Raw genomic sequence first — 12,294 nt, forward strand, 5'->3', positions numbered from 1 at the left:
CCCCCTTGGGGTGAAGATCCAAATTCCTCCGGAGGTAGTTCGCACATGACACCCCTCACCACCTCAGCCGCCTTACCCCAACGGCGAGTCCGCCGCGGCTTGGTCGCTCTCACCGTCGGCGCGATGCTGCTCACCGGCGGCGCGGTCACCGAGCTCACCACCACCCCCGCCTCCGCCTCCGCGAAGGCCGCCGCCCGCGTGGACAACCCGTACGCGGATGCCAAGGTCTACGTGAACCCGGAGTGGTCCGCGAAGGCCGCGGCCGAGCCGGGCGGCAGCAGGATCTCCAACCAGCCGACCGCCGTGTGGCTCGACCGCATCGCCGCGATCAACGGTGTGGCCGGCGGAATGGGCCTGGACGCCCATCTCGCCAGGGCCGTCAGCCAGGGCGCGCAGACGATCCAACTGGTCATCTACAACCTGCCGGGCCGTGACTGTTCCGCCCTCGCCTCGAACGGCGAGCTCGGCCCGACGGATCTCGCCAGGTACAAGACCGAGTACATCGACCCGATCGCCGCGATCCTGGCCAAGCCGGCCTACGCCAACCTGCGCATCGTGAACATCGTCGAGATCGACTCGCTGCCGAACCTGGTCACCAACGTCTCGCCCCGCCCGACCGCGGTCCCGAACTGCGACGTGATGAAGGCGAACGGAAACTACGTCAAGGGTGTCGGCTACGCGCTGGCCAAGCTGGGCGCGGTTCCGAACGCGTACAACTACGTCGACGCGGGTCACCACGGCTGGATCGGCTGGGACGACAACTTCAACGCCTCGGCGAAGCAGATCGCCGAAGCCGCGAAGGCCGAGGGCAGCACACTGGCCAACGTGCACGGCTTCATCGCCAACACCGCGAACTACGGCGCCACCACGGAGCCGTACTTCAAGATAGGCGACACCGCCAACGACGGTCCGATCCGCGAAAAGGCCAAGTGGATCGACTGGAACCGCTACGTCGACGAGCAGTCGTTCGCCCAGGCGTTCCGCACCGAGGCCCAGAAGGAAGGTTTCTCCTCGAACGTCGGGATGCTGATCGACACCTCCCGCAACGGCTGGGGCGGCTCGGCCAGGCCGACCGCCGCGGGCCCGAGGACCACCTCGGACACGTACGTCAACGGCGGCCGCATCGACCGCCGGATCCACCTGGGCAACTGGTGCAACCAGAAGGGCGCCGGTCTCGGCGCACGGCCCCAGGCGGCCCCGGCAGCCGGTATCGACGCGTACGTCTGGGTCAAGCCCCCGGGTGAGTCGGACGGCGCCAGCAAGGTGATCCCGAACGACGAGGGCAAGGGCTTCGACCGGATGTGCGACCCGACGTACACCGGTAACCCCCGCAACGGGAACAACCTGTCCGGCGCCCTGCCGGACGCGCCGCTCTCCGGCCACTGGTTCCCGGCCCAGTTCCAGGAGCTCATGAGGAACGCCTACCCGGCGCTCTGACCGACGCCCCGAGCAGTCGCGATATCCGTATCGCCCCGTGAAAGCGGGCGGGTGCGGGCCCGGTCTCCGACCGGACCCGCACCCTCCCCATGTCCCTACGGTGTTCAGGCGAGTTCACCGCCTCCGTGCCTGATCCTGGGGGTGCGGGAGGGAAGTGAGGTCGGCCCAGGAGCTGACGGCCTCCCCGTCCCGGAGGCCGTACTAAAGCAGTGGGGCGCCGGGCCGCGTGCCCTTAACCTGCCCGCATGGATCTCACCGTCACCACCCTCGCCGAACGGCCCGGACTCGTCGGGCCGATGTGGCGGATGCTCGACAGCTGGCCCGAGTTCATGCTTCACGACCCTGTGGGCTGGGCGAACATCGGACGGATCGTCGGTGAGTTGCCCGAGTACGTGCTCGTCGGTACGGACGAGGAGGGGACTGTCGTGGCACGCGCCTTCAGCGTTCCCCTCCAGCTCCACGCGGAGGGACGCGAGACCCTGCCGCCCACCGGCTGGGACCAGGCGCTCCTGTGGGCCTTCTCCGATCTGCGGCGCGGCAGGAAGGCCGACACCGTCTGCGCCGTCGAGATCACCGTCGCCACCGACCGGCAGGGCCGGGGCCTGTCCGGCAGGATGCTGGCGGCGATGCGTGAGAACGCCGCGAGCCGCGGCTTCACCGAACTGCTCGCCCCCGTAAGGCCCAGCGCCAAGCACCTGGAGCCGCACGCCGCCATGGACGAGTACGCCCGCCGCGTACGGGACGAGGACGGGCTGCCGTACGACCCCTGGCTCCGTGTCCACTTGCGCGCGGGCGGCGTCATCGAGTCCGTGGCGCCCGCCTCCATGACCGTCAGCGGATCGGTCGCCCAGTGGCGCGAGTGGACGGGGCTCCCGTTCGACACCGACGGACCCGTCGTCGTACCCGGAGCGCTGATGCCCGTGCACTGCGAGGCCACACGCGGATACGGTGTCTACGTCGAACCCAACGTGTGGGTGCGCCACCGGATCTGAGCGACGGATCCCAGGTGCGGGGGCAGGGGGATTCACACGGCGGGCCTCGGCCGGCGGTGCCGCTGTATACCCTCGATACGCTTTCGCCGACGTCCCCACCGGCCTGTCAGGAGCAGCATGCACGGCCCCGGAATAGCGCAGCCCCCGCCGAGCGGCACACCCTCGCCGGGGATGCTTGCCTTCCTGCGAGTGATCTTCGTGGGATTGCCGCTGTTGACCTGCGGCTTCCTCGCCTGGGCGGCGACGCTGCGGGTGGCGATCGTGACCCGCTCCGCCCTGAACTGGTGGCTGGTCGTCGGGAACGTGGCCCTCTGCGCCGTGTGGGTCTACTTCCTCGCCCAGGACAACACCGACGACTTCAGCAGCCCCGAGGGCAACATCGGCGTGTTCGGCATGCTGTTCACCGGTATCGCGTCCGTCACCCACTTCCTGTTCGTGGACATCAGGCACTACGCGGGCCGCCGGGCGCCGTACGCCGGTTACTACCCGCCGCACATGGCGCCGCCGTACCAGCCGCCGGCCGCCAACTCCGGTTACGGGTACGGCGGTCCGACCCGGCCCATGGCCGGCCCGCAGCAGCCGCAGCAGCCGCAGCAACAGCAGCCGCCGTATGCCCAGCCGGGCCCGCAGCCCGCCCCCCGGCCGGGACCCGCCACCCCCGCCCCCTCCCAGCCCAACCCCTCCACGCCGCCGCCCCGGATCGACCAGGTCCGCGCCGAACTGGACGAGCTGAGCGACCTCCTGCGCCGTGACAGCGGCGAGGGCGACAGACGGTGAACGCCCGCGTCGTCGCGGACCGTTACGAGATGGCCTCGCTCATCGGGCAGGGCGGCATGGGCCAGGTCTGGACGGCGTACGACCAGCGCCTCGGCCGCCGCGTCGCCGTCAAACTGCTGCGCCCCGACAAGGTGGCCGCCGACACCGCCGCCGAGGACATGCGCCGGCGGTTCGTCCGCGAATGCCGCGTCACCGCCCAGGTCGATCACCCCGGCCTGGTCACCGTCCACGACGCGGGCAGCGACGGCGACGAGCTCTATCTGGTCATGCAGTACGTCGAAGGCACCGACCTCGCCGCCCACTTCACCGAGCACGCGCCCTACCCGTGGCAGTGGGCCGCCTCGGTCGCGGCCCAGCTGTGCGCCGCGCTCGCCGCCGTACACGCGGTGCCGATCGTGCACCGCGACCTCAAACCGCGCAACGTGATGGTCAAGCCCGACGGCACCGTCCTCGTGCTCGACCTCGGCGTGGCCTCTGTCATCGACACCGACACCACCCGCCTCACCCACACCGGTTCGGTCATCGGCAGCCCCGCCTACATGGCCCCCGAGCAGGTGATGGGCGGCGTCGTCGGCCCGTACACCGACCTCTACGCCCTCGGCGTGGTCCTGCACGAACTCCTCAGCGGCACCGTGCCGTTCCCCGGCACGACCGCCCTCGGGGTGCTGCACCGGCATCTGTACGAGCCGCCCGTGCCGGTCCGCCGGATCCGCCCGGACATCCCCGAGGCACTGGAGGCGCTCGTCCTGCGGCTGCTCGCCAAGGACCCGCAGCACCGCCCCTCCGGAGCGCAGGAGGTGTACGAGGCGCTCGCCCCGCTGCTCCCGACGCGCGGGGTCATCGGCGCGCCCGGCACCGTGGGCCCCGGCGCCTCGCTCGGCCCGGCCCGCCCCTTCCTGCGCCCGCTCGCGCCCTGGCCCGACCGCGCGACCGCGCCGCCGTCCGCCCCCGTACCGCCGAGGCCGGAGCACGTGCCCGGCCGGCGCCCGGACGTCGCCGCCGCCGTCGACGAGGCCAAGCGTCTCCTCGGCGAGGGCAGCATCACCCAGGCCGTGGACATCCTCGGCGGGATCCTGCCCGCCGCCGCTGCCGAGCACGGCGAACGCTCACCCGTCGTACGCATCCTGCGCAAGCAGTACGCGACGACGCTGATGGACGACGGCCAGTACCGCCGCGCCCTGCCCGAGCTGCGCCGCCTCGCTGACGACCGCGCGGCCGAGGCGGGCCCCGGCGACCCGCAGACGCTCCAGTACGGCTACGACGCCGCGCAGTGCCTCGAACAGCTCGGTGAGGCGCACGCGGCGCTCAACAAGTACCGCTCCCTGCTCTCCTTCTACGAAAACGCCGCGCAGCCGGGCGCCGACCAGTCCCGCGTCTTCGACATCAGGCACCGCATCGGCAATCTGCTGCTGGCGGTCGGCGACCACTCGGGGGCGCAGCAGCAGTTGCAGCATCTGCTCTACGACGCGGAGCGGGTGTACGGCCCCTACCACCCGCTCCCCGTCGAGCTACGGCGCGGGCTCGACCGCAGGCAGCAGTTCCGGGGCACCACGCGGGGCAGGTAGGCCGGTCGAGCCGGGGCTCCGGGGTTCGCGACGCCGCCTCCGTACGGAGAGCACGGCGACGCCCAGCAGTACGAGCAGCGACACGGCTCCCAGCGCGGCGCCCGAGCGCAGCCCCGGCGGCCGGAACGAGCAGTCGACCGAGGTGGTCGTGCCGTCCGGGTCCAGCGGGAGGGCGACCAGGCCCAGCGACGAACCGGCGGGCTTCCCGGCGCAGCTCCAGCCGGCGATCCGGGGCGCGGCGATGACGGCCGTTCCCCTGCTGCCGGGCGGCAGTTGGGCCCGTACGCCGTGATCCGTGACCTCCACGGAGACGGCGCCGGTCTTCTTCATCCGGTCCACGGCGGCGTCCAGACGCGCCCGGTCCAGACAGGCGATCGTCCGCTTGCCCCTCATCTCGCTGTCGAACGTGACGCGTTCATCGGCGCGTTCGGCGACCCCGAGCGAGGTCACGGCCGCGCGCCAGCGGGGCTTGTCGCCGCGCAGCTCGACGGGCGGGGCGTCGCCGAGCCTGGCGGTGCCGAAGTAGTCGGGCGCCCAGAGGAAGACCTCACGGCCGGCCGGGCAGGAGCCGGCGACAGGGGCGGAGTAGACGCGCGAGCCGAGCAGCGTCTCCTGGTTGCGGAAGGGCGAGGGCCCGTAGCGCGGCGGTGTGCTCTCCGGAGGCCGTACGGTCACGAGCGGCGGCACCTCGGCCCGGCTCAGCTTGGGCGACGCGCCCCCCTCCGGGAAGCCCTCCTCCGTACGGAAGCGAGCGCCCACCGCGAACACGGCGTCCACGACAGGGCTGTCGAGGCTCTGCACCGCCCGCCCGTTCGACGTCCAGCCGGCGCCGAGCGCCCCGAGCGTACGGGTCAGCACGTCGGGCGTGTGACTGCTGTAGTAGGAGGAGCCCTGCCCGCCGAGCAGCATCGGATCGTTCGCGGTGATCTGCGTACGCCCCGGGTCGGTGCGGTAGCGCGGCCACCCGTCCACCTCGGCTATCGCGTCGGCGCGCTCCTGGTGGGCCTCGCCCCACGCCGGGTAGTGGTCGAGCCGGTCGAGCCGGGCCCGGTCGGCGTACGCGATGGTCGCCGCCGCCTGCCCCGCGAGCCCGCCCACCAGCAGCAGCGCGGCCAGCGCGGCGTACCGGCGGCCAGGGCGTGTCGTGCGCAGCCGTACCACCAGCAGCGCGGCAACGGCCGCCGCGAGCCCGCACGCGAAGAGCGCGAGGGCGCGCCGGCCGGTCAGCGCGTCGGTGGCGGCGAAGGCACCGGCCACGACCAGCACACCGGTGCCGGCGAGCAGCGGGCGGCGGCCGGGCCAGCCGTACGCCAGACACTTCCACGCCGCGATCACCAGCAGCCCGGACAGCACGAACGTCTGCCGGAACGGGCTGCCGTTGGGCGTCGCGAAGGCGTGCCACAGCAGATGAGTCGGCCCCCACTGCATGGACAGCGCGACCCCGCCCGCCAGTCCGGCCCACGCCAGTCGCTCGCGCCGGGGCACGGCCCCGTTGAACGGCAGTACGACGGCGAGCAGCAGGGCTCCGCCGCCGAGGAAGACGGCGGGTGTGAAGAAGTCGTACGTCGCGGGCAGCGCCCGCGCGAACATCTCGCTCCAGCCCGCCCGTTGGAACTCCGTCGTCCAGCCTGGGTACGCGTGCCCCGTCCCCATCACCACCGGCAGCAGCACGGGCGCGGCGAGCCCGATCCCGAGCAGCACGGTGCACGTGCCGCGCAGCATCACGCCCAGCCGCTCACGCACCGATCCTTCGGCGAGCAGGAGTTGGACGCAGAGCACGAGCGCCGCGCCGAGGGTGGCCATGTACGCGGTGTAGAAGTTGGCGATCCACGCGAGGGCGACGACGAGCGGGCCGAGCACCGGCCGGCGGCCCTGCCGCACCCACTCGCCGACCAGGCAGAGCAGGGGGAGGGCGATGAGCCCGTCGAGCCACATCGGGTTGTACGACGCCTCGATGACGGACCAGCCGCAGAGCGCGTACGTCGCACCGAGCACCCCGGCCAGCCACCATGGGGTGGCGGCGCGCCCCGGCCGCTTCGTCACGAGGGCGAGCAGCAGCCACGCCATCGCCGCGCCCGCCGCCGCCATCTTGAGCACGGTGATCACGTAGACGGCGAGATCGATCCGGTCCCGTGGGAAGAGCCCCACCAGCAGGGCGAACGGACTGGTCAGATACGTCCCCAGGTCGGGCAGGAACGCCGTGCCGTATCCGGACTGCCAGTTGAGCAGCAGCCCGCCGTCCCCGCGCCCGTGCAGCAGGTCCCACAGCTTGGCGTGGAAGGGCACGAACTGGTTGCCCAGGTCATTGACGCTCCGGGTCCCGGAGCCGAAGGGGAAGCTCCGCGCCACCGCGTCACCCGCACAGACGGTGGCCACGGTGATCAGAGCGGCGAACGCGGCTGCCCGGCCACGCACGGATTCCAGGATCGGCATAGTGATCGAATATGTCAGTGTGGATCCCGAGATAAGGGGCGTTACCGCTTCAGTTCACTCGATGGCCGCTTGTAATTCACCACGGAACTCCACCGGTGACATTCGAGTGGGATGTCGTTCTTCGGTGCTGATCTCGATAGTGGTCCCGTGCTTCAACGAAGAGGAGATCGTCGACCGCTTCCACGACCGTGTGACCGATGAACTCGCGCTGCTCGAAGGGGAATTCGGGCATGAATTCGAGTTGGTCTATGTGGACGACGGAAGCCGGGACGGGACCCTGGAGCGACTGGACGAGCTCGCCGCGGCCGACCCCCGCGCCCGATACGTCTCCTTCAGCCGCAACTTCGGCAAGGAGGCCGCGATGCTGGCGGGTCTCCAGTACGCGAAGGGCGACGCCGTCGTCATCATGGACGCGGACCTCCAGCATCCGCCGGAGCTGGTCCGGCGCATGCTCGCCCTCCACGAGGAGGGGTACGAGCAGGTCATCGCCCGCCGTACGCGCAAGGGCGACCGCGTCACCCGCACCCTGGCCGCCCGCGCGTACTACCGGCTCATCAACCGTCTGATCGACGTCGAACTGGTCGACGGTGTGGGGGACTTCAGGCTGCTCTCGCGCCGCGCGGTCGACGCGGTGCTCGGCCTCGCCGAGTACAACCGCTTCTCGAAGGGCATCTTCGCCTGGGTCGGATTCCGCTCGACCACCTTCGAGTACGAGAACGCGGTCCGGGAGCAGGGCCGTTCCAAGTGGAGCTTCGGCAAGCTGCTCAACTACGGGCTCGACGGCATGCTCTCCTTCAACAACAAGCCCCTGCGCGCCGCGCTCTACCTGGGCCTGGTGCTGCTCTCGTTCGCCTCGCTGTACGCGGGGTGGATCGTCGTCGACGCGATGGTCAACGGGGTCGACGCACCCGGCTATGTCACACTTCTGGTGGCCGTCACGGCGCTGTCGGGCGTACAGATGGTGATGGTGGGAGTCGTCGGCGAGTACGTCGGCCGCATCTACTACGAGGTGAAGCGGCGCCCCCACTACCTGGTGGCGGCGACCGACGTGGACCGGCCGCGCGGGGTGCTTCCCACCACGGAGCAGGAGCAGGAGCTCGTAGGCACATGAGGGTCCGGGGCCAGCTGATCAGGTTCGCGCTCGTCGGAGTCGTCAACACCGGTTCGTACTACGCCTGTTACCTCGTGCTGCTGACCTGGCTCCCGTACGTCGCGGCGCACGTCATCGCCTTCGTGCTCAGCATGATCGGCTCCTTCTTCCTCAACTCCTACTTCACCTACCGGACCCGGCCGACCTGGCGGAAGTTCCTGCTCTTCCCGCTCACCAACGCGGCGAACTTCACGATCACCACGTGCGGTGTCTATCTGCTGGTGGATGTCTTCGGACTCAGCCGCACGTACGCTCCCCTGATCGCGGCCGCCGCGGCGATCCCGATCACCTTCGTGGTCTCCCGCACGATCATGCTGCGACCCGACGACGCGGACGCCCCGGCGCGGGAGACGGCGCCGGCCGGGCAGCGGACGGGATAGGGCGAAGTTTTCGTAAAAGGACAGGGTGACTGGATCGGATCCGCCACCCCTGCCTAACATCGATCAACGCACGGTCGTTGTCACGATCCAGGAGGCACCCTTTGCACCGCCGCCGTCGCACAGCGCTCACACTCTCAGCCGCGCTCCTCGCAGCGGCCCCGCTCCTCACCGCCTGCGGCAACGACGCCCACCCCGGCGCGGCGGCCGTCGTCGGCGGCGACCGCATCGACGTGTCCGCGCTCCAGGCCCAGGTACGGGACGTGCGGGACGCGCAGCAGGCGTCCCCGCAGGGCGCCGAGCTGATCAAGAACACCGCCCAGCTCAGCCAGGTCAAGCTCAACAGCATGATCTTCGACCGGATCCTCCAGAAGGCCGCGGACGACGCCGGTGTGAAGGCGACCCGCAAGGACATCCAGTCCACCCGCCAGGCGGCGGCGCAGCAGTCCGGCGGCGAGGACCAGCTGGCGGCGATGCTGCTCCAGCAGGGCGCGCTCACCCCGGGCCAGATCGACGACGCGATCCGCCGCGAGGTGCTGATGTCGAAGCTGGCGCAGTCGCTGGGCGCGAACACCACCACGCCCGAGGGCCAGCAGCAGGTCCTCGCCGTGCTGGTCAAGACGTCGGAGGAGCTGGGCATCGACGTCAACCCGCGGTACGGCGCGTGGGACGTCAAGCAGGTCAGGCTCGGCGAGGCGAAGACGCCGTGGCTCACCCAGGTCACCAAGGAGGCCCCGCCGGAGCAGGCTCCGACGGGCGCGTGAGACGAGGCCGGGGCCCGGAGGTAAATTTCCTCGGGTGACCGAAGAACCCGCCGTCGCCCCCGGCCGTATCGTCCTGATCACCGCCAGCCACCGGGTCGCGCCCGGCCTGCTGTCCTGGCCCGCCTGGCAGACGCTGCGCGAGGCCGACCAGGTCCTGTGCGGCGACCCCGGACACCCCCAGCTGCCGTATCTGCGCGAGGCCGGCGTCACCGTCGCACTCGCCACGCCCACCGCCCGGGAACTGGTCGATGCCTGCGCCGGCGGCCGTACGGTCGTGGTCCTGCCCTCCGGCGAGGGCGACGAGACCCTCACCGACGGCCTCTCCCGCCTCGCGGGCTCCGGCCGCGTCCAGATGCCCGACCTGGAACTGCTCCCCGGCTCGTACGACCTCCCGGGCGCCCGCCTCCTCGACCTCGTCCAGGTCATGGACCGCATCCGCGCCGAATGCCCCTGGTCCTCGACGCGGACGCACGAGGGCCTGGCCAAGTACGCCATCGAGGAGTCGTACGAACTGGTCGAGGCGATCGAGAGCGGCGACCGCGACGAACTGCGCGAGGAACTGGGCGACGTCCTGCTCCAGGTGGTCTTCCACGCCCGTATCGCGGAGGAGGAGGACGAACCGTTCTCGATCGACGACGTGGCGGCGACGATCGTCGAGAAGCTGATCCACCGCCACCCGCACGTCTTCGGCGACGAGAAGGCGGAGACCCCGGAGGACGTGAAGGAGCACTGGCTCCGCACGAAGGCGGCGGAAAAACACCGCGACTCGATCACCTCGGGCGTCCCCCTGGCCCAACCGGCCCTGGCCCTTGCGGCCAAACTCTCCTCCCGAGTGGCCGCGTCCCCCCTGGAGGTCCCACTCCCCGAGCGGGAGGGCATCGGCTACGAACTCCTGTCCCTGGCGTCCCGAGCGGAAGCGACGGGCACGGACCCGGAGGCCGCCTTGCGGGCGGCGGCCCGCGTCTACAGGGACGCGATCTTGGCGGCGGAGGCGGAGGGACGGGGCTCAGAGGGGTAGGGGCGGGCTTGGCCCTGTCCGGCCGCGAACAGTCCGCCCACCTCGGACCCGTGACCGGGTCCGCACACCATAGGTACTGCCGACCGGGCTCGACCGCCATGCCGTAGTCGTAAAACGCCGGGCTGCCCTCAAGATCAGCTACAGCGGCGACTTCGAGGACGCGTGCGTGGAGGCCCACGCACGCCCGGACGGTGACGGCGTGCTGATCCGTGATTCCAAAGACCGGGCCCGCCGTCGCCCTTGGGGCGACAATCACGGAGGATCTTCCAGACCTTCATCCGGGCGAAGGGGGGTGCTTGAGACTCTTCCCATTCGGTCCAGAATGCCGCCATGGCCGACGAAGAGCCCAACGAGGCAGCCGCACGCTCCTTCCTGACATGCGCCGTCGAGGTGGCGCGCCTGATGGATCTCGGGAACGCGGCCGACGTGCCGGACGCACGCCGCGCACGGCACCTGGCCCATGCGGTGCGCAAGCCCTTGCTGGAACGTGCCCACCTGCCCGAAGAGTTCTTCGCCCCGTTGATGGCCGCGGCCGTCCACGACCCGGACCCCAGCTTCTGCCTCTGGTACGTCGAACCTGCGGTCTATGCCTTCGGACGCCGCCGCGTCATGACCGCCCTGCTCGACTACCTGAGGACGGGCACGGACGCGGAACAAGCAGGCGCCAAGCGGGCCTGGTACTGCGCTCATGTGCCGCTCCGCGCAGACCGGTCCGCGGCCCACGCTCCCGGCGGAACTCGCGATCCCGCCATGGACGAGTGCCGCGATGTGTTGGACGAGTGGCGAGAAACCCTTCAGAGATCAGCCCTGTGAGACGGTGCCGCCGCCGTGGGGCTGTTACTCACTCCGCCCACTCACGGGACAGGACTTAAGTGGCCTCGCGCAGGGGGGGGGCCGACGGTGCCTGGCTCCGCTCATACGCCTCGGAGAGAATGCCTGTCAACGTGCGGGTGATGTCTTCCCGCAGATCATCGTGCTGCGGCCCAAGGCGGTATTCCGGGGCGGTCCGCTCTTCCCCGTAGCGCCACACCGGGCCGTGGAGGAGACTCGATGGCTCCCACTCGTAGCGCGGGTGGATGTGACCGTGCAGGTGCTCCCAGGAGTTTCCAAGGACTTCGTAGTTCAGCCGACGGAAGGCCGCGTCCCGCTCGCCGCAAACGACTTCGACCGCTTCGCCAAGCAGGGAGAGGTCGAGCAGAAAGCGGGCCCGTTGTTCTCGTGGCAGATCGGTCAGGTGATTGGCGCTGTCGGCGTACAACAGCAGGCAGTAGCCGGGAAGATGCTGAGTGTCGCCGATCACGGCCCACCCGGTCCGCATGCGCGCCAACACTGTGGGGTTCTCGCCCCGCTCGGCGGCAGTGACCCGGTCTTCTTTCCAATGCTCCATGTCTCAGAGGTATCAGGTCAGTTGAACAGAATCCGGGAGTGATGTCAGAAAGAAGACCAGGATCGGTGGAACGTCAGCTGCGGCGGGCGCTTGTGGGGCCGGGCGAGCACGCAGGAGATCCGTTCGTGTCCGTCGGCATCATCCCGGCCGATGTCCAGCGGCGGGCCATCGGCACGATCGGGTTCTGGATCTTCGACCACAACGCGGTCGCACTGGAAACGCCGACCGCCGCCATCAAAGTCACCAGGCTTCAGGAGATAGGGCTCTACCTGGCGATGTTCGACCAACTGCAATCCGAAGCCGTCTACGGGCACGCCGCGCGTCAACTTGTGGCCTCGGTACTTGCGAGCCTGTAGGGCTGCCCGAGGTTTTGAGCCGATACTCATTCCGCTCA

General features: G+C 70.4%; 13 protein-coding genes. 11 read left to right on the forward strand and 2 right to left on the reverse strand.

The annotated features are described in order from the left end of the window. Positions 1 to 45: 45 nt before the first annotated feature. From ACFWV8_RS01815 to ACFWV8_RS01830, 4 genes are all read left to right on the forward strand, one after another. The gene (locus ACFWV8_RS01815) at positions 46 to 1,437 is read left to right on the forward strand and encodes a glycoside hydrolase family 6 protein (RefSeq protein ID WP_384197042.1); all 1,392 of its coding nucleotides are present in this window, start codon (positions 46 to 48) and stop codon (positions 1,435 to 1,437) included. 245 nt (positions 1,438 to 1,682) lie between these two features. Further along, complete coding sequence (locus ACFWV8_RS01820) at positions 1,683 to 2,429, forward strand: N-acetyltransferase (protein ID WP_384197044.1); 747 nt, start codon at positions 1,683 to 1,685, stop codon at positions 2,427 to 2,429. A gap of 117 nt (positions 2,430 to 2,546) precedes the next feature. Next, the gene (locus ACFWV8_RS01825; protein WP_384197045.1) at positions 2,547 to 3,206 is read left to right on the forward strand and encodes a hypothetical protein; all 660 of its coding nucleotides are present in this window, start codon (positions 2,547 to 2,549) and stop codon (positions 3,204 to 3,206) included. Next, a complete protein-coding gene (locus ACFWV8_RS01830; protein ID WP_384197047.1) occupies positions 3,203 to 4,771 on the forward strand; it encodes a protein kinase in 1,569 nt (522 codons plus the stop codon). Before ACFWV8_RS01825 ends, ACFWV8_RS01830 begins: the two co-directional genes overlap by 4 nt. Here ACFWV8_RS01830 and ACFWV8_RS01835 read toward each other — a convergent pair. After that, positions 4,715 to 7,204 (reverse strand): YfhO family protein, encoded by a 2,490-nt coding sequence (locus tag ACFWV8_RS01835; RefSeq protein WP_384197049.1) that lies wholly within the window; start codon positions 7,202 to 7,204, stop codon positions 4,715 to 4,717. The genes ACFWV8_RS01830 and ACFWV8_RS01835 overlap by 57 nt on opposite strands. A 124-nt stretch (positions 7,205 to 7,328) precedes the next feature. Here ACFWV8_RS01835 and ACFWV8_RS01840 point away from each other — a divergent pair, with 124 nt between their 5' ends. From ACFWV8_RS01840 to ACFWV8_RS01865, 6 genes are all read left to right on the forward strand, one after another. Further along, entirely contained in the window at positions 7,329 to 8,315 is a 987-nt protein-coding gene (locus tag ACFWV8_RS01840; RefSeq protein WP_384197051.1) for a glycosyltransferase family 2 protein, read from the forward strand. Beyond that, on the forward strand, positions 8,312 to 8,734 hold the full coding sequence (locus ACFWV8_RS01845; RefSeq protein ID WP_384197053.1) for a GtrA family protein: 423 nt from the start codon (positions 8,312 to 8,314) through the stop codon (positions 8,732 to 8,734). Before ACFWV8_RS01840 ends, ACFWV8_RS01845 begins: the two co-directional genes overlap by 4 nt. 101 nt (positions 8,735 to 8,835) lie before the next feature. Beyond that, positions 8,836 to 9,495 carry a SurA N-terminal domain-containing protein gene (locus ACFWV8_RS01850; protein WP_329386849.1) on the forward strand — a complete coding sequence of 220 codons (660 nt, stop codon included), beginning with the start codon at positions 8,836 to 8,838 and terminating at the stop codon, positions 9,493 to 9,495. 34 nt (positions 9,496 to 9,529) lie between these two features. Then, positions 9,530 to 10,513: a nucleoside triphosphate pyrophosphohydrolase gene (locus tag ACFWV8_RS01855; protein ID WP_384197055.1), complete on the forward strand. Its 984-nt coding sequence runs from the start codon at positions 9,530 to 9,532 to the stop codon at positions 10,511 to 10,513. A gap of 133 nt (positions 10,514 to 10,646) precedes the next feature. Further along, positions 10,647 to 10,889 carry a DUF397 domain-containing protein gene (locus ACFWV8_RS01860; RefSeq protein ID WP_384197205.1) on the forward strand — a complete coding sequence of 81 codons (243 nt, stop codon included), beginning with the start codon at positions 10,647 to 10,649 and terminating at the stop codon, positions 10,887 to 10,889. Continuing rightward, on the forward strand, positions 10,844 to 11,326 hold the full coding sequence (locus ACFWV8_RS01865; RefSeq protein WP_384197057.1) for a hypothetical protein: 483 nt from the start codon (positions 10,844 to 10,846) through the stop codon (positions 11,324 to 11,326). The genes ACFWV8_RS01860 and ACFWV8_RS01865 overlap by 46 nt, the downstream gene beginning before the upstream one ends. Positions 11,327 to 11,381: 55 nt before the next feature. On the opposite strand, the gene ACFWV8_RS01870 is transcribed toward ACFWV8_RS01865, so the two are convergent. Then, positions 11,382 to 11,900: an HIT family protein gene (locus ACFWV8_RS01870; protein WP_384197059.1), complete on the reverse strand. Its 519-nt coding sequence runs from the start codon at positions 11,898 to 11,900 to the stop codon at positions 11,382 to 11,384. A gap of 65 nt (positions 11,901 to 11,965) precedes the next feature. On the opposite strand from ACFWV8_RS01870, the gene ACFWV8_RS01875 reads away from it, so the two are divergent. Beyond that, positions 11,966 to 12,256, forward strand: a complete 291-nt coding sequence (locus tag ACFWV8_RS01875) for a Scr1 family TA system antitoxin-like transcriptional regulator (protein ID WP_384197061.1) — start codon at positions 11,966 to 11,968, stop codon at positions 12,254 to 12,256. Positions 12,257 to 12,294 lie beyond the last annotated feature (38 nt).

This window comes from Streptomyces sp. NPDC058665 (assembly GCF_042714995.1).
In the GTDB taxonomy this organism is placed as follows: domain Bacteria; phylum Actinomycetota; class Actinomycetes; order Streptomycetales; family Streptomycetaceae; genus Streptomyces.